This window comes from Pseudozobellia thermophila (assembly GCF_900141855.1).
GTDB lineage: Bacteria > Bacteroidota > Bacteroidia > Flavobacteriales > Flavobacteriaceae > Pseudozobellia > Pseudozobellia thermophila.
Genome location: NZ_FQYU01000002.1, coordinates 951,388 through 974,226, shown reverse-complemented (window position 1 = coordinate 974,226; position 22,839 = coordinate 951,388). Strand labels below are relative to the sequence as shown.

Annotated in this window: 13 protein-coding genes; 12 read left to right on the top strand and 1 reads right to left on the bottom strand. The window is 47.2% G+C overall.

The annotated features are described in order from the left end of the window. The first annotated feature begins 2 nt into the window (after positions 1–2). Genes BUB37_RS09250 through BUB37_RS09235 form a run of 4 tightly spaced genes read left to right on the top strand, consistent with a single transcriptional unit; the run spans position 3 to position 4,692 of the window. The gene (locus BUB37_RS09250) at positions 3–1,094 is read left to right on the top strand and encodes a mandelate racemase/muconate lactonizing enzyme family protein (protein WP_072992806.1); all 1,092 of its coding nucleotides are present in this window, start codon (positions 3–5) and stop codon (positions 1,092–1,094) included. Positions 1,095–1,104: 10 nt separating this feature from the next. Then, positions 1,105–2,151, top strand: a complete 1,047-nt coding sequence (locus BUB37_RS09245) for an aldose epimerase family protein (RefSeq protein WP_072992160.1) — start codon at positions 1,105–1,107, stop codon at positions 2,149–2,151. Between the two features lie 40 nt (positions 2,152–2,191). Next, on the top strand, positions 2,192–3,205 hold the full coding sequence (locus BUB37_RS09240) for an L-rhamnose/proton symporter RhaT (RefSeq protein ID WP_072992156.1): 1,014 nt from the start codon (positions 2,192–2,194) through the stop codon (positions 3,203–3,205). Positions 3,206–3,216: 11 nt separating this feature from the next. Then, complete coding sequence (locus BUB37_RS09235; protein ID WP_094766632.1) at positions 3,217–4,692, top strand: sulfatase-like hydrolase/transferase; 1,476 nt, start codon at positions 3,217–3,219, stop codon at positions 4,690–4,692. 182 nt (positions 4,693–4,874) lie between these two features. On the opposite strand, the gene BUB37_RS09230 is transcribed toward BUB37_RS09235, so the two are convergent. Further along, a complete protein-coding gene (locus tag BUB37_RS09230; RefSeq protein WP_072992153.1) occupies positions 4,875–7,004 on the bottom strand; it encodes a catalase in 2,130 nt (709 codons plus the stop codon). 523 nt (positions 7,005–7,527) lie between these two features. Here BUB37_RS09230 and BUB37_RS09225 point away from each other — a divergent pair. The 8 genes from BUB37_RS09225 to BUB37_RS09190 all read left to right on the top strand — a co-directional run bounded on the left by BUB37_RS09225 (position 7,528) and on the right by BUB37_RS09190 (position 22,793). Beyond that, a complete protein-coding gene (locus tag BUB37_RS09225) occupies positions 7,528–8,550 on the top strand; it encodes a LacI family DNA-binding transcriptional regulator (protein WP_072992150.1) in 1,023 nt (340 codons plus the stop codon). 140 nt (positions 8,551–8,690) lie between these two features. After that, the gene (locus BUB37_RS09220) at positions 8,691–12,272 is read left to right on the top strand and encodes a glycoside hydrolase family 38 N-terminal domain-containing protein (RefSeq protein ID WP_072992147.1); all 3,582 of its coding nucleotides are present in this window, start codon (positions 8,691–8,693) and stop codon (positions 12,270–12,272) included. Between the two features lie 172 nt (positions 12,273–12,444). Then, positions 12,445–15,576 carry a SusC/RagA family TonB-linked outer membrane protein gene (locus tag BUB37_RS09215; RefSeq protein ID WP_094766630.1) on the top strand — a complete coding sequence of 1,044 codons (3,132 nt, stop codon included), beginning with the start codon at positions 12,445–12,447 and terminating at the stop codon, positions 15,574–15,576. 16 nt (positions 15,577–15,592) lie between these two features. Continuing rightward, a complete protein-coding gene (locus BUB37_RS09210; RefSeq protein WP_094766629.1) occupies positions 15,593–17,065 on the top strand; it encodes a RagB/SusD family nutrient uptake outer membrane protein in 1,473 nt (490 codons plus the stop codon). Between the two features lie 240 nt (positions 17,066–17,305). Next, positions 17,306–20,176 (top strand): glycoside hydrolase family 38 N-terminal domain-containing protein, encoded by a 2,871-nt coding sequence (locus BUB37_RS09205; RefSeq protein WP_072992140.1) that lies wholly within the window; start codon positions 17,306–17,308, stop codon positions 20,174–20,176. A 5-nt stretch (positions 20,177–20,181) separates the two neighbouring features. Continuing rightward, positions 20,182–20,598: a hypothetical protein gene (locus BUB37_RS09200; RefSeq protein ID WP_072992136.1), complete on the top strand. Its 417-nt coding sequence runs from the start codon at positions 20,182–20,184 to the stop codon at positions 20,596–20,598. Between the two features lie 2 nt (positions 20,599–20,600). Then, the gene (locus tag BUB37_RS09195) at positions 20,601–21,305 is read left to right on the top strand and encodes an RraA family protein (protein WP_072992133.1); all 705 of its coding nucleotides are present in this window, start codon (positions 20,601–20,603) and stop codon (positions 21,303–21,305) included. A gap of 39 nt (positions 21,306–21,344) precedes the next feature. Beyond that, positions 21,345–22,793, top strand: coding sequence for a sugar porter family MFS transporter (locus tag BUB37_RS09190; protein WP_072992129.1), 1,449 nt, complete (start codon positions 21,345–21,347; stop codon positions 22,791–22,793). Positions 22,794–22,839 lie beyond the last annotated feature (46 nt).

The following is a 22,839-nucleotide window of genomic DNA, read 5'->3' as shown; positions in this document are numbered from 1 at the left end:
TTATGGGAAACACGATAAAAACTATAGACTGCCGCTTGTTTAGGGTGCCTTTGCCCGAAGTGATGAACGATGCCAAACACGGTGATCACACCCATTTTGAACTGGTGACCACCACTATTAAGCTCGAAGACGGTAGTGAAGGTACCGGGTATACCTATACCGGGGGCAAGGGCGGCCATGCCATCAAGGCCATGGTGGAGTTTGACCTGGCACCGGCATTGATTGGCAAGGACGGTTCCGACATCGAGGGCCTCTACGATTTTATGGAATGGCATATCCACTATGTTGGCAGGGGAGGCATTGCCTCCTTTGCCATTTCGACCATAGATATCGCCCTTTGGGATATCCGATGCAAAAGGGCCGGTCAGCCCCTGTGGAAAATGGCCGGTGGGAGTTCGAATACCTGTAAGGCCTACTGCGGTGGTATCGATCTGCAGTTCCCTATCGGGAAATTGCTGAAAAATATGGAGGGCTACCTGAACAAGGGGTTCAATGCGGTAAAAATTAAGATTGGCCGCGAAAATTTGAACGAAGACCTCGAACGCATCAAGGCGGTCCGCGAGTTTATCGGTCCCGATATCACCTTTATGGTAGATGCCAACTACTCCATGACCGTAGAAAAGGCCATTGCGGCCATCGAAGGGTTTAGGCCCTACGATATTACTTGGTTCGAGGAGCCCATCATTCCCGATAACTATAAGGGCTATGCCGAAATAGTCGACCGGACGGGTTTCCCGTTGGCCATGGGCGAAAACTTGCATACCATCCACGAATTTGAGTATGCCTTCGAACAATCCAAACTGTCCTATATACAGCCCGATGCCTCCAATTGCGGTGGGGTGACGGGATGGTTGAAAGCGGCCCAAATGGCGGATAAGCACGGTATTCCGGCCTGTTCCCATGGGATGCAGGAACTGCACGTGAGCTTGGTCTCGGCACAGCCCAATGCCGGATGGTTGGAGGTGCACAGCTTTCCGATCGACGAATATACCCTAAGGCCCTTGGTGGTCGAAAACCACAGGGCGGTTGCCCCCGATACACCTGGGGTGGGCGTTACCTTTAATTGGGAAAAATTAGAACCCTATCTTCAATAATTTTATTCGTATGAGAGCGTATCAAACCGATTTTGGCCTTTTGGATGATCAACCCGTTCATGCATTTACCTTGGAAAATGATAAGGGCATGACGGTTACCGTATTGAACTACGGGGCGACGGTCCAGTCCATTCGAATTCCGGTAGGCGAGGGAAAACCCTTGGAAATTACCTGTGGATTCGATTCTTTCGAAACTTATTTTTCAAGGGAATATACAGAAAACGCACCCTATTTCGGAGGTACGATCGGCAGGTACACCTCCCAAATTAAGGACGCCCGATTTTATCTGAACGATACCTTGTACCAATTGGCCCCGAACTGCGGCGCCAATAACCTGCACGGGGGCACCAAGGGATTCGATAAGCGGTTGTGGAAGGCCAAGATGGGAGAGGGGGAGAACTCGGCTTACGTCCAAATGAAACTGAAAAGCGGCCATTTGGAGGAAGGCTTCCCCGGTAACGTCGATGTACAAGTCACTTTTTCCTTGAACAATGCCAACAGGCTTACCATAGATTATTGGGCAAAGTCGGACCAAGAGACGCCTTTTTCGATGACCAATCACGCCTATTTTAACTTAAATGGATTTGAGGATACCGTCGAGGAACACTGGGTCCAGATCGACTCCGATAAAAAACAGGTCTGGGATTCCTCCGGGGCCGCCACGGGCGAAATTGTGTCGCTCGACGGGAGTCCCGAAGATCTGCGGCATGAAAAAAGGATTGGCGACGTACATAAGGCCATGGGAGATGGTTTTGAACACTACTACCTGTTTGACCATACCATGGGCGAACTGAAAGAGGTCGCCTCGCTCAGAAGTCCCCTGACCGGTATTTCCATGAAAGTGGCCACTACCGAGCCCGGTATGCTCTTTTATACGGGAAAATATACCTCGGACGAACTGAGGCGGGAAAGCGGACTGCCATACGGAAAATACAGGGGATTTTGTTGTGAGACCCACCGGTGGCCCAACGGCCCCAACCTGAAAGATGCACCGAAATCCTTTCTCAAGGCCGACGAAGAATTTACAAGTACGACTACCTTCTCTTTTGACTGGTAGTATTGAATAGTATAACGATCAACCACTTATTTCGAAAACTATGATAGAAGGAATTGTTTTAGCCATTTTCGCCGGGGTTATGCTGGGGCTTTACGCCCTGCCCGAAAAGTTTACGGCGGATTTTAAGTATGAAAACACCTGGAGCCTCTTCTTTATCCTGACCATGTTCGTGGTCCCCATTGTTGCTTCCATAGGCCTTATCGACGGCTTTGTGGATATTTTTTCGAATATGCCCAAGGATATTTGGATAAAAATGGCCCTTTCGAGCTTTCTGTGGGGAACCGGCGTCATGATGTGGGGCAAGGCCATCAACCACATCGGGCTATCGTTGGGTTTTTCCATTTTTATCGGTACCGTTATTCTGGTGGGCTCCCTCTTACCGTTCTTGGTGGACGGATTGCCTCCCGCCAACGCCCTGGCCTTAATATCGGCGGGACTGGCCGTTGTTCTATTGGGAATTGTGGCCAATGGACGTGCCGGTATTTTACGGGAAAGGGACGAAAAGGAAAACGAGGAAGCTTCCAGGGGAAAAGGTTCCATGACCACAGGTATTCTTATCGCCGTGGTCGGTGGATTACTGGCAACGGGCTTTAGCTATGCCAATGCCGTGGGCAGGCCCTATTTGCACGAGGCCAGTCAAAATGCGGGCAATGCGGAATGGATCACGGCCGTAGCCGTCATGTTCCCCATCTTTATAAGCGGGGGCGTGGTAATGACGGCCTATTTCATTTGGCAACTGACCCAAAAAAAGGCCTGGGGCGGATTTAAATCCCCTGCCTTCGGAAAAAACTTTGTCCTGATCCTCATCATGGCCATTTTTCACTATGCCGCTTCGGCCCTTTTTGCCTATGCCGCCTATAAGCTGGGGGCCTCGGGCAATACGGTAGGTTATGCCATATTCAATACCGCCTCGGTATTGACGGCCATTGTGAGCGGCATCGTGACCAAGGAATGGGTCATGGCATCGCCCAAGGCCAAAAAGTTGCTCTATGGTGGCTTGGCCTGTATGGTCATAGGAATCGTGATTATCGCAGTTGGCAATTCCGTCGTATAAGAGCAGGACCCATGTTTAAGTATAACCAATTCTTTTTTGTGCTATTCGCCCTATCGACCTTGGGTTTCATAGGCAAATGGGATAATAAGGGTGGGGAGCCTGGGTCCCAAGGGCAGATCGCCGAGGTTCCTGCTACCAAAAGGACCGAAAAGCCCAATATTGTCCTACTGTTTTCCGACGATGCCGGATATGGCGATTTCGGTTTTCAGGGAAGCGAGGTTTTTAAGACACCAGAACTTGACAAGTTCGCCTCCGAGGGAATGCAATTCGGCCAGGCCTATGTCACCGCGGCGGTCTGTGGTCCGTCAAGGGCAGGATTGCTGACGGGAAGATACCAACAACGCTTTGGCTTTGAAGAAAACAATGTGCCCGGTTATATGAGCGCTTCCGGACTTGACAACGAGGCCATGGGCCTACCGACCCAAATTCCCACCATGGCGGATCATTTGAAGGAACTCGGTTACAAAAATGCCATCCTCGGGAAGTGGCATATGGGCGGCGAGGATAAATTCCATCCGCTCAAAAGGGGGTTCGACTACTTCTATGGATTTAGGGGAGGCGCTAGAAGTTATTGGCCTTATTCTAAGAATGAACTCGCAGACCTGTATCCGGAGAAAAGACTCGAAGAAAATTTAGGCCACTTTAAGGAACACAAGGGATACCTCACCGATGTCTTGGCCGAAAAGGCCGTACAATTTATAGAAGGGAATAAGAACCAACCTTTCTTTTTGTACCTCTCCTTTAACGGGGTACACACCCCCATGGAAGCCAAGCCCGAGGATGTAAGGGAGTTTCCGGGTTTGTCGGGAAAGCGAAAGACCCTTGCGGCCATTACGCTGGCCCTGGATCGGGCCTGTGGCCGGGTCTTGGCCAAATTAAAGGAATTGGGACTTGATGAAAATACCATTGTCATTTATACCAATGACAACGGTGGGCCTACCGATACCAATGCCTCTTCCAATTTTCCTTTGGGCGGTACCAAGGCCAACCACCTCGAAGGCGGGTTAAGGGTCCCCTTTCTAATGCGATGGCCCAAGGTTACGCGACCGGGAAGCCGGTTCGAACCGCCTATTTCCACCTTGGACCTCCTGCCTACCTTCGTAAATGCCGCTGGTGGTGATGCCGACCGTATCGAGGGATTGGACGGGGTTGATCTATTGCCCTATATCACAGGGGAAAAGCGGGGAAGGCCCCATAAGCTTCTGTACTGGAAAAAGGAAAATAGGGGCGTGGTACGCGAAGGCGATTGGAAATTATTGCGCTATCCCGACCGGCCGGCCGAATTGTACCATATAGCCGAAGATGAGCGCGAAGAACATGATCTGGCGTCGGAATACCCTGAAAAGGTACGCGACCTGTATAAAAAGTTATTCGCTTGGGAAGGGCAACTGGAACGTCCGCTATGGCAACTGAAAAGGGAGTACGAGGTGAAGGCCATGGACCGTATGGATCGGTACAGGCGATCGGAAAAAGATCCCCGGGGGTAGGTGATTTTTCATATCAAGGCAGCAGGGGCACCTATAGGCTGCCGACCCTAAAAATAAGTATGGCCAAAGACCGTCTGCTCGGGGTAATGCAGACGGGCCTATTGGCCATTTCATAAGGGGGTACCGTCAGTTGACGTACGGCCCATCCAAGGAATCAGGTCTTGGAGGCCCTATTCGAATTATTATACCGGGATTGCCCCTGTTTTTTCCATGCGTTCCCAGTTCCTATGCCGGGCCACGGCGTTGACAAATTCGTCCGGGGCCGTATTGATACAAATAGCCTTGTCTTCCTTAAAATCCCTTACATAGGTTTTTTCAAGTAGGTCTTCCCCTTCATTGTCAGCAGCAATGGCCTTGCAATGTTTTAAGGCCTCGTTGAGAAACTTGATGTATTTGCCATTCTTCATTAAAGTGGCAATTGACTTTTTTCCGCCGGGAACATAGACGGCATCGAAAAGAACGCTCTCGGTAGTATGGATGGGGGCATCGACTTGATGCTCCATATCGGTATCGCATTTGACGGTTCCCCCATGTGGCCCGATCAATTTGACCATGGCCTTTCCGTGTTCCAAGGCCTTTTTCATGGCCTTAAAATCATGCATGGAAAACCCGTCGGCCACGAGGACGGCGATTTGTCGGGTGGCGATGCTGTCAAATTTGGTATTCGACTGACTTAGGGCCGGGGATGTGTCCAAATAATTCTTGGCCTTTCCGGGTTGAAAGTCATCGACCGTGCTATCGGCACCAATGGCCTGATTAATGGGCTTTTCAATGCTTTTCGGAATATCCATGCCCAAATTATCGGCCACTTTTTGTGCCAAGTCGGCGTCGATCTGCTCGATCATCCATAGCATTCGGCCCTTTATGTGATCCTGCTTGCATTTTCCCAATTCAAAGGAGTAGGCATCGGTAACATGTTGCTTTTCCCATGGGGCCAAACTTCTATAAAACAAGGCAGGTTGCGAAAAGAAGTCGACAAAGCTCTCGCTCCGTGTGCGGATTTTTTTGGCGTCTATCCGTTCCTCATAGGAAGAAAATGCCCCTTCGGCTATTTTTGACAGATGCGGGCATCCACCGCCCAAGGTATTGGGGAAATAGGCCGTCCGGCCCTTGGGTATCCGGGTTTGCATATGTCCGTCACGTTGGTTGTTATGGGGGTCTACAAGCGGTTGGTTGATAGGAATCTGATGGAAATTGGGACTTCCCAATCGGGATAACTGGGTGTCGCGATACGAGAATAGACGACCTTGAAGCAAGGGGTCGTTGCTGAAATCGATTCCAGGTATGATGTTTCCGGGAAGAAAGGCTACCTGCTCGGTCTCGGCGAAGAAATTTTCGGGATTCCGGTTTAGGGTCATCTTTCCTACAGGGGTTACAGGCACCATTTCTTCGGGAATCAGTTTCGTGGGGTCCAACAGGTCGAATTCGTATTTGTGCTCGTCCGCTTCCGGTACGATCTGAAACCCGAGTTCCCATTCGGGATACTGCCCCGCTTCAATGGCTTCCCAAAGATCGCGTCGGTGAAAATCGGCATCGGCCCCGTTTATCTTAACGGCCTCGTCCCAGGTTACCGAATGAACCCCGAGAATCGGTTTCCAATGGAATTTTACAAAGTGTGACTCTCCTTGTGCATTGATCAGTCGATAGGTGTGGATACCGAAGCCCTCCATCATTCGTAAACTTCGGGGAATCGCCCTGTCGCTCATTGCCCAGATATGGTTGTGCAGGGTTTCGGGCGTGAGCGAGACAAAATCATAGAACGTATCATGGGCCGAGGCCGCTTGTGGAATTTCGTTATTGGGTTCCGGTTTTACCGAATGGATCAGGTCGGGAAACTTCATCGCATCCTGTATGAAAAAGATGGGCATATTGTTGCCGACAAGGTCCCACGTGCCTTCCTCGGTGTAAAACTTTACGGCAAAGCCCCTGACATCCCTGGCCAGGTCGGGAGAACCCTTGGAACCTGCCACCGTCGAAAACCTGGCAAAGACCGGGGTCTTGCGGGCGGTATCATTGAAAATTCCGGCCTTGGTATATGCTTCTTGGCCTTCGTACAACTCGAAATAGCCATGTGCGCCACTACCACGGGCATGTACTATTCTTTCCGGTATCCGTTCGTGATCAAAGCTCGTTATCTTTTCCCGAAGCAGAAAATCTTCCAAAAGGGTAGAGCCCCGCGGGCCGGCTTTTAGCGAATTGTTGGTATCGTTGACCTTTAGGCCTTGACGCGTGGTCAAAGGTTGGCCTTGGGGGTCGTCGGTGTACTTTTTTAGTTGTTCCGTTTTTTTGGATTGTTGTCCTTTATTTGCCATGGTTGTTCTTTTATATTAAACTCGAATAAAGCTAACCAAGGCGATGCGCAAAGCGTAACTCGAAAGGTTTTGTATTTGACTGTATCCTTAAAGGACCAGGATCTATTTTGATGCTTGGGTGGTCAAGGAACTGCTTCACTTTTTGGGGTCCAAATCTTGGGCAATGCCATGCCCTGAGGGTAAATTGGATACTAGAGGATGTGAAAGCCAAATAATGGTATAATTCTCAGGTGTTGTCCCGAGGTGGACGCAAAAAATTCAAAGCGGGACCCTTTTTCGAATAGACTTGGGGATATCTTTGTAATTACAGGGTTAAATTATTAATTCGGTCGTATTGTGAAGTGAAATTTAACTATTTCGTAAAAAAAAGTGACCAAATTATTTTGTAGAACAAAAAAAACACGTAATATTGAATTCCCTAAACCGATTTAGGTAAATATTGAGAACGTAATATTATCAGAGTCGATTTAAATTTATTGCAAGCTAGGCTAAAAAATACTAAACCGTTTTAGTTAAAAGGTTCATGAAAAAGGTTTTTTTAAAGGATATCGCGGAAGAATTGAAGGTTTCAAAAACGGCCGTTTCCTTGGTTTTGAACAACAAGGGCGATGAAAACAAAATTAGCCAAGAGACCCAGAAACGGATTCTCGATTACGCTAAAAAGCACAATTATGTGCCCAACCAATTGGCCCGTAGCCTAAGTCGGGGCAAAAGCGAGACCATTGGCTTGATCATTCCCAATATATCGGATACCTTTTATTCGAAGATAGCGGGTTATATTGAGTTAAAGTTAAAGGGGTCGGGCTATACCGTACTTTTTAGCAGTTCGAACGAAGATCCCAAAAAGGAAGGCGAGCTGATTCGTTCGATGCTCAATCGCCAGGTAGAAGGCTTAATAATTGCCTCGACCCAACAAAACCTAAAAGAAATCGAATCGTTAAAACAAGATAAATATCCCTTTGTCCTGATCGATAGGCATTATCCTGAAATCGATACCAATTATGTGGTCGTTGATAATTATGATGGAATAAAGACGGCGACGGAGCACCTATTGCGCCTAGGCCGCCGAAAAATTGGTTTTATTACCTTGAAGCCCAAGCTGGAGGCTATAAGGCAACGGTTGTTAGGTTATCGGGCCGCCTTGGAAGGTTTTGGTTTGGAGTATAACGACGATCTTGTCAAGGAGTTGGATCCCTTGAATTATGAAAATATGATCGGGGAGGCGGTCGGTGAACTCTTGAAATTTCCCAATTCTGTCGACTCTATAGTGTTTTCTACCCATTACCTGACCGCAATCGGATTAAGGGAGCTAAAAAACAAAAAGATACGGGTGCCCCAAGAGGTGGCCATTGTGAGTTTTGATCAACTGGCCGCCTTCGATCTGGTCGATCCCCCCATAACATCAGTAATCCAGCCGGTCAAGGATATAGCCGAGCATGCCGTCGAGATCTTGATCAACGAAATAGAAGGAAATAAAAACCCTGTGATGGTCAAAGAGACCCTGGGGTCGAAACTGGTAATCAGAAAGTCGTGCGGAACGTTTTAAAGAGATTTTTTTAGCTATGCCTAATAACTAAATCGGTTTAGTATAGATATTTTAGTTGTAGAAAATAAAAAGAACACCAAGAAATGTTTAGGGAAGCAATAGTATACAATAGAAAGTGCGGAGTAAGGATATGGACTTGTATGTCGCTTTTTTTCGTTTTGAACCAGGCGGGCGCATCGCATTTTTTCGGAAATGAGGGAGGTACAAGTAAGAGAGCGGAGTTCGCCAAACCTATGCACGAAGGCAATGGAAACGGCCATATTCAGGAATTAAATACAAATTACCGTTTGTACGAATTGGCCAAGAACGATGTCGAAGGCTATAAAAAGATGCTTTCGGGCTCTGAATTCTTTTTATACCCCTCGCTTCGCGAAGATGTTAACGTCTCCATGATAGCAAGGGCCACAACGGGACAAATGGGCTTCGAGTTTCTTACGGGCGAGGTTCCTTTGGACCATTCTTCGGACACGGTAACCTTTTTTATGCTGAGCGATATCGACCTAAACCTCAACGAACCTTTTGATATTTATGTGAACGACAGGCTTTTGTTGACCTTTCATACGAATGAAGACGGAAGCCTTACCATTGTCGAGAACCCAGGTAAGGGCAATGCCCAATATATTTTGATAAGAAGGGACGGGAATGGCGACGGGATTGGGGCTTTTCGGTTGACCGTCCCTTCTTCTTTTGTTGAAAAGGGGAAGAGTTCGAAAGTCAGGTTTAACGGCCGTAAAAAGAATTCCAATTGCTGGGTAATGATCTTTAAGGCGGACGATGCCCTCGCCCGGCTCAAGGAATCGGTCAAAAGTGAGGCGGCCTTCGTCATCAAGGAAAATAATGGGGTACTTTTCGTAGACGCCCCGGCTTATTTCAATGGCAAGAAGGTGTATGTCGTAAGTGACGGTAAACGGAGCAAGGTGAAATCGCTCAAGGCCCAGGGCGACCTTTCGAAAACCTCGTTCGATACACCCTCGCCCAAAAAGAGTTTTGCCCTGGTCTATGACGGTGTTGAAATGGCCCTATCTTTTGAAAAAGGCGATGGAACGATCTCTACGACCGATATTGTAGGCAATTATTTGCTACATCACGAAACCTATAATCGCGGCAGTGGTTGGTTCGCTTCCTTGTCGAAACTGTACAAGCCGGAGTTCAATGAAACCTTTGATGATTTTTTTGACAGAAAGTATGAAAACGGATTGGTATCCATCATGAATTCCAGCCATCAGGATATCGCATGGGTAGACCGCCCTGAGGTGTGTATCATCCTAAGGGATACCCTGTTGTTGGCCCCTGTTCTGAAAGATGCCTTCATAAGGGACGATTATGGTTTTGATATTGAAGATGGGCTCATGCTACGCGAGTACCTCGAAAGGCATCCCGAATCAAGGGAACAGTTGACGACCTTGTTAAAAAGAAACCTTATTTCCGTAGGCGCTACCTATAATTGTCCCTATGAGGATATGTACGACGCCGAAGACCAAGTACGCCAACTGTATTTGGGTAAAAAATGGGTAAAAAAGAATTTTGGTGGCTATGATTCAAAGGTGTATTGGAATGTGGATGTACCCGGAAAATCATTGCAGACCCCACAAATCTTAAAAAAGGCCGGGGTCGACTATATGGTGATAAGCCGTCATGCCAAAGGTATGTTTCACTGGGCGAGTCCCGATGGCAGTTCCGTATTTACCTACTCCCCGGGGCACTATGGCAACGACTTGCTCTACCTCTCCAGGGACATGAACAATAAATTGAAATACGCGGCGGACCAGACCTTGTACTGGGAGGATACCTTTAAGGGAGGAGAGATACAAACTCCCTTGTTGTCGAGCCAGGATATGCTACCCGCTATTGATTATTCGGGCCTTATCGATACGTGGAACTCGTTTGACGACCTCAAGTACGAAGGTGGTGCCAAAAAGAAATTGTTCTTGCCCAAAATGGAGTTGAAGACTATGGACGAGTTTATGCCCTTGGCCGAAAAAAATGCCATAAACGTCGATACGATTATGGGGGAACGGCCCAATGTTTGGGTATATATCCATGGTCCAGGGCATCACGATGCCCTGACCGCTAGTCGGGAGGCGTCAAAATTGCTCCCCGCTGCCGAAAAATTCCTTTCCATAGCCCATACCCTGGACCCCAAAATGATGAAATACCCCTTTGAGGCCCTCGATGAGGCTTGGCAGGCCAAAATATACCCCGACCATGGTTGGGGCGGGCACGATGGCGATATAACCGATAACTTGTTCAAGGAAAACTTGGTGAAGGCCCGTAACATGGGACAAGACCTACTGAACCAAGGGCTCGGTTTTATCTCACGGAGGGTCAAGAAAAAGGAAAAGTTGGGTATACCCGTCCTGTTGTTCAATAGCCTTTCGTGGAAGCGTACCGATCCCGTTACGACCAAGGTCGATTTTGAGAAAGGTCAGGTCAGTCGTGTCGGGATAATGGGGAGCGATAAGAACCCGGTTACCGTACAGACAAGCAGCGAGTCATATTACAATGATGGAAGTTTGAAAAGTGCCGAAATCACATTTATCGCCGAAGATATTCCCCCTATTGGCTACGCGACTTATTATGTCTTTGACGATAAAAAGGACACTTGTAAAAAAGAGGCGCCAAAGACAAGTGCCTCATCCTACGAGAATCCCTACTACAAGGTAAGCTTTGCCAAAGGGGGGATAGCCCAGGTGTATGACAAGGATTTTAAAAGAGATCTTTTTTTACCGGGGCATTTTAAGGTCGGTGAGGTGTTTACCATGCAGTCCATTGGTAATGGTGCGGGTGAGTTTGGCGACGTACAACAACCGAGCATGGTCGATTTTGACCAAGTAAGTGCCCACGACCCCGAATGGAAGATTTTGGAAGATGGCCCGGTATATACCAAGTACAGATTGGAACAACCGATATTGCATACCATAGTAAGGCAGGATGTTACACTATACCATAAGTTGAAACGAATCTATTTTGATACCAGTCTACGCAATTGGTCGGGGGAATTGTACCGCGAATTCAGAACCGCATTCCCCGTAAAAATGGAGAACCCCGAAATCGCCCATGAAGTTCCCTTCGGAAGCGTTCGCGTCGGAAAGGACGAAATCAAGACGGCCGGGGAGCGGTATACGCCCCTCTGTAAGGATGTCCATCCTAGGGCGATTATCGACTGGATATCGGCTACCGACGACGAAGTGGCCATAACCTTAAGTTCTTCGGTATCCGCCGCAGATTGGATCAATCCCACCGCCCCTGATTCGGATAAATCGGTTTTGCAACACTTGCTTTTGGCGAGCAGGACTTCCTGTCATTGGGAAGGAAATGAGTACTCGCAGGCGGGTAACCACGACTTTCACAGTGTGCTTACATCCAATGGGGCAGCAAGCGTAATGGGGCAAAAAATCGCCAAACAGAAAAATGAACCCCTCCAGGTCGTGGTATACCCCGATACATCTACCAACGCATTTTTGCCCGAAACAGCGAGCTTTTACGCCATCGATTCGGATAACGTGATCATAACGACACTAAAAAAGGCCGAGGATACCGATGAGATCATCGCACGTATGTACAACCTAACAGGTAAGGAGGAGACGGTTAATGTTTCGTCTTATTTCAATATCAAAGCGTATAAAAAAACCAATATTATCGAAGAATTTCCCCAGTTGGTTCCCCCTCAACTTAAGATAGGCAAATATGCCATTGAGACTTTTAGTTTGAATCTTGATTAAAAAATGGTAAAGCCGAATTTTTTTATTCGGAACAGTGTATAAATAAATCGATTTAGTAATTAAAATATTGAAGAAAACAGCACCAGAAGATTGTATGTGGAAATCGGTTGGAAGGAGCTGGTCATGTAGTTCACTCACTTAATTATAATCAACTTAACTAAAACTATGAATTATGAGAAAAAAGAAACAACTCCTAAGAAGGGGGACGATCGCCTTCTTCGCTTTGGCATTTTTCTGTACGCTCTATGAGGCGAGGGCAGATGTATCCCCGTCGGTTTCTGAAGTCGGATATTGGCAACAAAGTACGGTTTCGGGAACCGTTAAGGATGAAACCGGTACCCCCTTGCCTGGGGCAAGCATCGTTGAAAAAGGTACGGCCAACGGGGTACAGACCGATTTCGACGGTAATTTTTCCATACGGCCTACCGATTCGGATGCGGTCTTGTTGGTTTCCTATATAGGGTATAAGGCCCAAGAAATCACGTTGAAGGGGAAATCCCATATCGACGTCGTTCTGCAACAAGATGCATCGGAGCTCGACGAGGTGGTCGTAATCGGCTACGGGTCTCAGAAAAAGTCCGATTTAACCGGGGCCGTGGCCACGGTCGGTTCCGAGAAGATCCAAGAAAGGATATCGATTAACGCCCTTGACAACCTTCAGGGAAAAGTGGCCGGTTTGAATGTTTTCAACAGTTCCGGACGCCCGGGTGGCGGTTTTCAGGTCACGATTAGGGGAAAGGGCTCATTGAATGCCGATAACGAACCCCTATATGTGGTAGATGGTATCATAGGGGTCGATATTGAATTGATCAACACCAACGATATTGAGACTATCACGGTCCTTAAAGATGCGTCGGCTACCGCAATCTACGGGGCAAGAGGGGCAAATGGAGTGATTTTGGTTACCACCAAAAAAGGAAAGTCGGGAAGGTTTACGGTAGATGTGCTTTCGAACCTTCAGGTAGGAAGGCCCGCAAATCAACCCGAAGTATTGAACAGCGATGAATATTGGAACGACCTTAAGGTAAGGCTCGATGCCGATCAACGGGCCCTTGGGGCGGGCGATGGTTCCTTCGTGGACAACTATCCCAACGAATATCCAAGACTCTTTACTCCCGATGGTACCCGTGCTGGGAATCCCATTTACGACACGGATTGGTTCGACGAGACGACACGGACCACTTTTTCACAGCAGTATTTTGTGAATGTCAGGGGAGGTGGGGAGAAATCGAGTTTTTCGTTTTCGGCCGGAACCCAGGATGACGAGGGTATTTTAAACAGTACCTTTTTTAAAAAGAATACCATGCGCTTCAATGGGGACTTTCAGGTTAACGATTGGCTAAAGATCGGGGGCAGCCTGGCCTATAGCGATTCGGAGACGAATATAGTCGATGACTATAGAATCGGTGCCGATGGACTTACTTATGCCATGTTGTTCTACCTGCCCATATATCCCACGGAGTACCCCGACGGAACCCCCGTCAATGCCGATGACCTTAAAACCGCCAATGGAGGTTGGGACGTTTGGTACGGGGCAACCCCAAAAGACAGGCTTGAGCTTCTGGACCGTCTTACCAAAAACCGCCAGGTGGTGCGCAATATCTTTACCGAGATCGACTTTCTCAACAATCTGACGCTGAGGACCTCCTATTCGGTTCAAGACAACAACATAGAAGGCAACGTATTTACAGCCCGTAGGTTAGATACCTTCGTCAACAGAAATTCGGCCTCCTTGAGCAATTCGAACAGCCAACAGGTAATCTTCGAAAATACCTTGAGATACAATACGATATTCGACGAAGACCATAATCTCGGGGTTATTTTGGGTACCACAAGACAGGAAACCGAGGCTTTTGGCTTTGGCCTTACCGTCCAGGACTTTGACGATTTCTACAGTTATTACAATGTAGGCCAGGGCACCGCGGAACCTACCGTGAACAGCGAATTCGGGCGTTATACGATCGACTCGTATTTTGGTCGTGTCGATTACGGTTATAAAGGCAAATATTTACTGACCGTTACGGGACGCTATGACGGTTCTTCCCGATTTGGCGAAAACAATAAATATTCCTTTTTTCCTTCAGCGGCCCTAGGTTGGAGGGTCTCCAACGAACCCTTTATGGAGAATTCTAGTACGTTCACCAATCTTAAGCTAAGGGCGAGCTATGGGGAAACCGGTAACGACGCTATCGGTAATTACGCAAGAATTGCGAGTCCCGGTGCGCAAACGGTAATCTTCAACAACGAAAGGGTCACCGGTTCTTCCCAAGGTACAATAGGGAATAATGACCTTAAATGGGAAACGACCGAGGAATTTAATGTGGGATTGGACTTGGGAATTGCCAACAGGGTAAACATAACGGCCGATTATTACCAGAGAACGACCAAGGATCTCTTGTTCAATGTGCCCATGGCCTCGTTTAGCGGTTATTCCTCCATTCTTTCAAATGCGGGTTCCATACGTAACAGCGGTATTGAACTGTTGGTGAACACCCTCAATGTTCAAACCAACAATTTTTCATGGAGCACTTCTATAAACTTTACCAAAAACAACAACGAAATCCTATCGCTTGGCAATCAGGATGCGGACATTTTTACCGCTCCCATTTGGTGGAACCAGCAAATTTTCAGGGTCGGTGAAGCGGCAGGCTCTTTTTGGGGATACAATCGTTTGGGAACCTGGGGTACCGATGAGGTCGATCAGGCAGCCCGATACGGAAGAATACCCGGAGATATTAAGTTGGAGGATAAGAACGACGATGGTATACTGAATTTTGAGGATCAGCAGATAATCGGTAGCGGCCTGCCCGATTATACCATGAACATTGGAAATACTTTTTCCTACAAGAACTGGGACCTTAGTGTAGACATACTTATCAACCAAGGCAACGATATACTTGACCATTCGATTATCTTAAATGTCGACCGGGTGGGTTATGGCAATACGTACAAAAAATTCTTTGATCAAATGTGGACCCCCGAAAACCAGAACACCATGTACCCCCGGGTTCGAAAAGACCTACGAAAGTTTGACGGGGCCGATTCGGGTCAAGTATTCGACGGCAGTTTTATAAGGGGGCAAAATTTGAGCCTGGCCTACAATTTTGACGAGTTGGTACTGGATAAAATTGGACTGCAGTCGGCCAAAATATATCTCAACCTACAGAATTTCTTTTTAAGCACCGATTATCACGGTTACGATCCCGAGGTAAGTTCTTTCGGAGGACAGTTTACGGAAGGAATCGAACTGAACGGGTATCCCAGACCGACTACCATGAATTTGGGATTCATGCTAACTCTCTAACCTTAAAACAAAAGTCATGACAAAATATAGCTTATTATTCATAGTTTGTTGCCTGTTCTTCTCCTGTGAGGATTACTTGGACGAAACGCCGAAGTCTCAGAAAACCATTGTAGGGACATCCTTGATGGATGCCCAGGAATCGGTAAATGGTATTTATGCCTTTTTAAGGGCACCTTATAACAAAACGGCCTATGCCAAAATGGGGTTTTCCATCCTCGAAGTAAGTACCGGGGCACTGAAACCTGCCGTTGGTACACAGGATACCGATATGGAAGATGCCTATGCGCTGATATACAGTTCGAGCAATGCAAGTGCAGAAACCTTCTGGCGAACCTATTTTGGAGGTATAGAGGCCGCCAATGTTGCCATAGCGTCCATTCCGACGATTACCGATCCGGAACTGACCGAAGCGAAGGCCAAGGCCCTTCTCGGGGAAGCCCATTTTTTAAGGGCATATTACTACTTTCAATTGGTGCAGATCTTCGGGGATGTTCCGTTGAACCTTACACCTTCGTCGTCTTTTGAAGATGGCCAATTGCCAAAGTCAAGTGTACAGGAAGTTTACGAAACCGTAATTCTTCCCGACTTACAGTTTGCCGAGAGCGCAGGTCTTCCGAATACCGATACGAGTGGACGTATCTCCTTGGGGGCGGTAAAATCGCTTTTGGCCAAGGTCTATTTGACCATGGCCGGTAACCCATTGAACCAAACGGACAAATACGCACTGGCCAGGGACAAGGCCAAGGAGGTCATCGATGCCGGATGGTACAGTTTGTTCCAATCGGATGCAACATCCACTTGGTTCAATAAGCTGAACAATCCCGCCTATGACAACCAAGAAGAACATATCTTTATGGTCCAATACAACAACGAGGCCGTAGGATCGTCGATTACCGTTTATTTCACCCCGATAGGAGGAGAGGCCATCAGTCCCCTCACCCTGCACTTTGGAGGGATGGAACCCGAACCAGACTTTATCGATTCATATGATATCAACGACTTAAGGGGGCAGAACCAAGGTTTCTTTTTCAATGAAATGGACGGGGTTAGCTTTAACAATTCGGTTTATAAATATTTTTATGAAGAGTACAGAACGGGTAACGGACTTTCGGGTAAAAATGTTCCGTTGATGAGATATGCCGATGTGCTATTGACCTATGCCGAAGCCCAAAACGAGGCGGCCGGTGCAGATGCATCGGCATACGGGGCATTGAACGCCATTCGGTCAAGGGCAGGATTGCCCGAGGTTTCCGGTCTTGGCAAGGAAGCCTTCCGCGAAGAAGTATGGAAGCAAAGGTTTTGGGAATTTCCTGCGGAAGCCGGCCTCAACTGGTTCGATCAAAGAAGAATCGGTAAGGTTTTTGACGGAAGCGCGTTTGGCGACTTGGTAGGAAGTACCTTGCCCAACGGAAAAATACTGGAGAACGATCATATCTTTTTTCCGATACCCCAGAACGAAGTGATACTCAACCCAAATTTGGCCGACTAAAGGTGATTGTACCCTGAAAAATTGGTCGATGCGATAGTGTATTCTTGGACAGGGGTGGTACCCCCGACCGCCCTTGTCTATTTCAATTTGCGTTTTGCTTTAGGCGGACCTTTTTTCTTAATGGTATATAAATGTGTAATGGTAATTAGAAAGTACTTGATCAATTGAATTGATAAATAACGGGTGGTCGGCGATATAAGGGTTTTATAACCCGGGCCAACTACCCAAAAAATAGCGATGATGAAAAAGTTTTTACAATTATGGTCCTTGATTTTGGCACCCACCTTTTCTTTTGTGCTCTCGGCCCAAGAAAAGCAGGTCGTAGCGATAGAATACGTTCGACCCTACGAGTATGTCGTTACCGAAAACAACCTATTGGCCAAGGCCTATTTGGATTTGGAAAATGTTGCCGCCTATCGAAAGGTGACCTTTGAAGACGGCAGCCAAACAAAAATAGAGCATATAGAGGGAAAAGCGGCCGTGTGGCTTCCGGTCATAGGACTTCCCCAAATGATGGAAATTAAAGGTTCGGGAAAAAATCACAACCGAACCCAACTCTTTACGCCATTGGTAACATCGGATTGGGATTACTTTAAGGACGGTACCTTTCATATCATATCCTCTTCCCATCAAGATATTGCCTGGATGGATACGCCACAAGCGTGTCGCCATGACCGGATCAATGAGATTATTGCACCCGCTTTGGATATTATGGAAACCGATAAGGCCTACCACTTTGGTATGGAGCAGGCCTTGAACTTAAAGGAGTTCATAGAGGAGCATCCAGAAAGAAAGGACGAGGTTATAAAAAGGTACAAAGAAGGTCGCTTTACTTGGGGGGCAACCTACAATCAGCCCTATGAAGGCATGCAAATGGGCGAACAGCTCATTCGTGAAATGTATTTTGGCAAGCTATGGATAGAAAAGAATTTTGACGGAATCGAGGAAATTACGGCCTACAACACCGATGTTCCGGGAAGAACGCTCCAGTTTCCCCAGATATTGGCAAAATCGGGTACCGAAAATTTGTTCGTTAGCCGTATGCGCGAAGGTTTTTACGATTGGCATTCACCTGATGGCTCGTCAGTTGTTACTTATTCACCGGGTAATTACGGTTGGGCAGCCATGTTCTACAAATTGTTCGATGAAGATGCTATTGAGGCATTGGTGAAGATCCAGAACAGGGTGAAGATGTGGAGCGATTATTATAGAAAACACAATCTACCTCCTCATTTTGCAATTGTTCTGAGCAATGATGCCTCGGGGCCCGTCGATTATGGACATATTGTTAAGGAGTGGAATTCAATATTGTCTAAAACCGGGGCCAAGTTCCCAAAATTAAGGCACTCGACCGTACCTGGTTTTCTTGCCGAAATCAAAAGGTCCGATGCCAAATTGGAGTATTTGGAAGGGAGTAGGCCCAATATCTGGTCTTATATCCACGGTCCGGGCCACCACAAAGCCATTGACGCTTCTAGGGAAGCGGGGAGAATTTTGCCTTCCGCAGAAATCTTTAGTGCCGTAGATGCCTTGCTTTCCAAAGATTTTAGTGAATATCCAACGGATCGCCTTTCAAAGGCATTTGAAGAATCGATCTACCCCGACCATGGCTGGGGAGGAAAGAATGGTCATATTACCGACAGTATTTTTAAGGACAAACTGGAGTTTGCGGCGTCGGAGGCCAATAAGATGTTGCGAAATTCAATAAGATCGATTTCGTCGAAAGTACGGACCGAAAAGGACAATGCCGTATTGGTATTCAACGATTTGTCATGGGTGAGAAACGGATTGGCAACGGTAGATATCAAAGGGGCACGATCATATTACGTTGTTGACGCTGAAGGAAACAAGGTAGCTTCACAAGTAAGCGCTACCAATAAAGACCAATTGCACTTTTTTGCACCGAATATCCCCTCCTTGGGCTATAAGACCTTTTACCTGAAAAAGGGAAACAAACAGGTTAAGGTAGCAAAGGAAGTTACTCCCAATTCCTTGATCAACGAGTTTTATAAAATCCATTTTGGCAATGGTGGGCTCACCTATCTATTTGATAAGGATTTAAACAAGGAAGTAATTAAATCTACCCGTTTCTCGGGGGGCGAAGTCATAACCTTGGGCTATGATGGTAATGGCGCGGGTGAATTTACCCAGATGACCGAACCAAATATGGCCGATTACGATAAACTGGGAAACCACGAGGCAAATTGGAGTTTGATTGTAGATGGTCCGGTATTCTCTGAATACGGAACGTCCGCAAAATTTAAGCATACCAAGGTCGCGCAAAGGATTCGGGTGTATCACCAAGAAAAGAAAATAGACTTTTTTATTGATTTATTGGACTGGGACGGAACCCATAACCGCGAATTCAGGTTTGCCCTTCCACTAAACATGGACAATTCAAGAATTAAGTACGAAGTTCCCTTGGCTATTGCCGAAGTAGGTAAGAGTGAAATGAAGGAAGCCCCAAGGGGCTGGGCATGGGGAGGCACCTATGACCAAAAACCCGAAACCGTTCATCCACGTGAGGTTATGAATTTTATTTCATCGGAGAACGATGATTTTGCCGTTACCATGGCCACGGACGTAGCTTTGGCCGATTGGATAGATCCCACACGCGAAGCTGTGGAATATCCGGTTCTTCAAGGGGTCTTATTGGCATCCCATAAAAGCTGCCACGGCGAGGGGAACTGGTATCACCAAACCGGCGACCATCATTTTCAGTTCTCCATGGTATCGCACAGACCGAGCGACAGTAGGTCATATCATTTCGGCACATCGGCCAATCAACCGTTAAGAACCGTCCGGAAAGAAGCGAGGGACAAAGACGCGGAGTTGCCCCAAGAATTGAGTTTTTTCAGCACTTCTGATCCAATGGTAAGGATAAGTACGGTTAAGAAAAGTGAAGAAGGTGATGACGTAATTGTTCGATTGGTGGAAATGGAAGGCAGGGATAAGGACCCTACGGTAGAACTCGCCTTTCCTCTTCAAAAATTGGTCAAGACCAATTTGATAGAGAAAGAAGAGAAAGAATTGAAAGGTACGGGGAGGCAAATCAATGTTGAACTGGGGCATAATGCCATTGAGACCTATAAACTCATCTTTTCAGAATAAGAGGTATGGAACTAATAGAGAAAATTTCGTGCAAGGAGCCGGGAACCCATTGCGTATTGGTCAAAGACAGCTGGCAGGTGGTCAAGCTCAATTCATCCGAAGCAAATAATATCGATAACCTTAGGTCGCTTTATATAAACAAAAACGGTGGCTTGGCCATTTCGCTATTGCTGGGCAGGGCTTTGCTGATAGTCGATGATGGGAAGGGGGCTTCCACCTCCCTAAAAATGGTTCGCATGGTCCGCGGTACTTCCTATTACCTTACCGAAAACGTGGCCTACCACATTGTAATGGAGGAGGGGAGCGAACTGTTCGGTGTTGGGAGCCCCGATGTATCCGCGATTGAAATGGACGCAAAAACTTTGGACGGAAAGGAAATAGAAAGAATAAAAAAAAAGGTAAATAAAGAATTAAAAAATTAAAAATGGATAAGAGAATCCCTTTGTGGAAAGACGATGACGAGCTGTTCAAAATAGCCAAGGAAGAACTGTTTGTGGCCCTCGTTGGTGATATTTTGGATACCCTTGGGTACCACCATCAATTTTTGCCCCCCAATATCAAGCCGCTTCGAGAGGATTTCGTATTGATCGGAAGGGCCATGCCGGTCTTGGAGGCCGACGTATTTGAAGAGGCAGCGGAAAAGACGAACAACCCATTAATGGCCAAGCCCTTCGGGTTGATGTTCGAGGCATTGGACGACCTTAAAAGGAACGAAGTGTATATCTGTTCGGGTTCTTCCCCAAGATATGCGCTTTGGGGTGGCCTGATGAGTACCAGGGCCATTAAATTGGGAGCGGCGGGCGCCGTTCTCGATGGGTATTCAAGGGATACCAATGAAGTGTTGAACTTAAATTTTCCCGCGTTCTCCTTCGGGGGCTATGCCCAGGATCAAGGGCCGAGGGGTAAGGTAATCGACTATAGGGTGCCTATTGAGATCAAGGGGACGAAAATCTGCCCTGGGGATATTGTCTATGGGGACAGGGACGGCGTATTGATTATACCGAAGGAAGTGGAGACACAGGCGTTCATGGGGGCCATAGAAAAGGCCCGGGGCGAACAACTGGTAAAAAAGGCATTGGAAGAAGGCATGAGCACAGTAGATGCCTTTAACAAGTTCGGAATTATGTAGACCGGTATTAATCGTGGTCCAACCACAAAAAAACAGGATATGAAAACTAAAAAGTCCAACTTCTTGTTGGGAATCAGCTTTGTTTCGACTATAGGGGGATTTCTCTTCGGATATGATACGGCCATAATATCGGGTTGCAATACCTTTCTTGAACAACATTTCGATCTGTCGGCCGCCGCTCTTGGATGGTTGGTGTCGTCGGCTTTGTTGGGCACCATTCTAGGGTGTATCGTAGCGGGATGGGTGACCGATGGCCTAGGGCGCAAGAAGGCCTTGATAATCGCCGCGGTCTGTTTGACCTTATCGGCATTTGGATCCATGTTGCCTCCACAATTTTTAGGAGATCCGAAGCAGGCGCTATGGTTTGTCTCGAGTCCCGATTTTGCCTTTGTTTTTCTGATTTGCGTACGCATTATCGGTGGAATCGGTGTCGGTATGACCTCGGTGGTGGCCCCGATATATATTTCAGAGCTCTCCCTGCCGCAGAACCGGGGTAGGATGGTCTCCTTATATCAGCTCTCGATTACCCTGGGAATACTTTTGGCCTTTTTGGTCGATTGGATGGTACTGACCCATGCAGGTGACAGGGCGGGCGTAATTTCGGGTGGATCGGTTGGTTTTTGGCAATGGTTGTTCGTTGAGGAACTTTGGCGCGGCATGCTGGGTACCGAAATACCCATAGCCTTGTCGTTCTTGGTATTGCTGTTCTTTGTGCCGGAGACACCGAGATGGCTCATTGCCAAGGGTAGGTTAAAAGAGGCCGAGGCCATTATGGTCAAAACAAACGGTAGGGAGTATGCACAAAGGCAAATGGTCGAAATAAAGGAGGTGGTCAATGAGGAAACCGGTGGCATAAAGGAATTGTTGAAGCCCTTCTTGAGGGTACCCTTGATGATTGGAGTACTACTTCCTATGTTTTCGCATTTGAGCGGTATAGCGGCCATTATGTATTTCGCCCCCAATATTATCAACCAATCCGTCGAAAGTGTAGAAAGTGCATTTTTGGGGGCCGTATTGGTCGGGGTGGTCAATAGCGCCTTTACCTTTGTGGCTATTTTGAATATCGAAAAATTCGGACGTAGAAAACTCTTGCTTATTGGGGTCGTCGGGGCCTTTGTTTCCTTGACCGGAATAGCCGTTTTGTTTGCCTTGGGTTCATCGTATGTAATCGTTCCCCTGCTGATGTACGTGGCCAGTTTCGCATTTTCGTTCGGCCCCATAGTATGGGTGGTCATTAGCGAAATATTTCCTACCCGCATACGCGGATTGGCAGTATCCCTGGGCAGTTTCGCCTTGATGGTAACGGGATTTGTGATAACCTTGACCAATCCCATCCTCATAGAGAACATCAAGCCCTCGGGCACCTTTTTAGTCTATGCGGTACTGACCCTGCCCGCTATAGGCTTTATCTATAAATATGTTCCGGAAACAAAAGGTAAGACGTTGGAGGAAATTGAGATGTACTGGAGAGAAGGATTAAAACGATAATTGGAATACGAATTAAAAATCCCGCATAGGTTATCCTATTGATCCA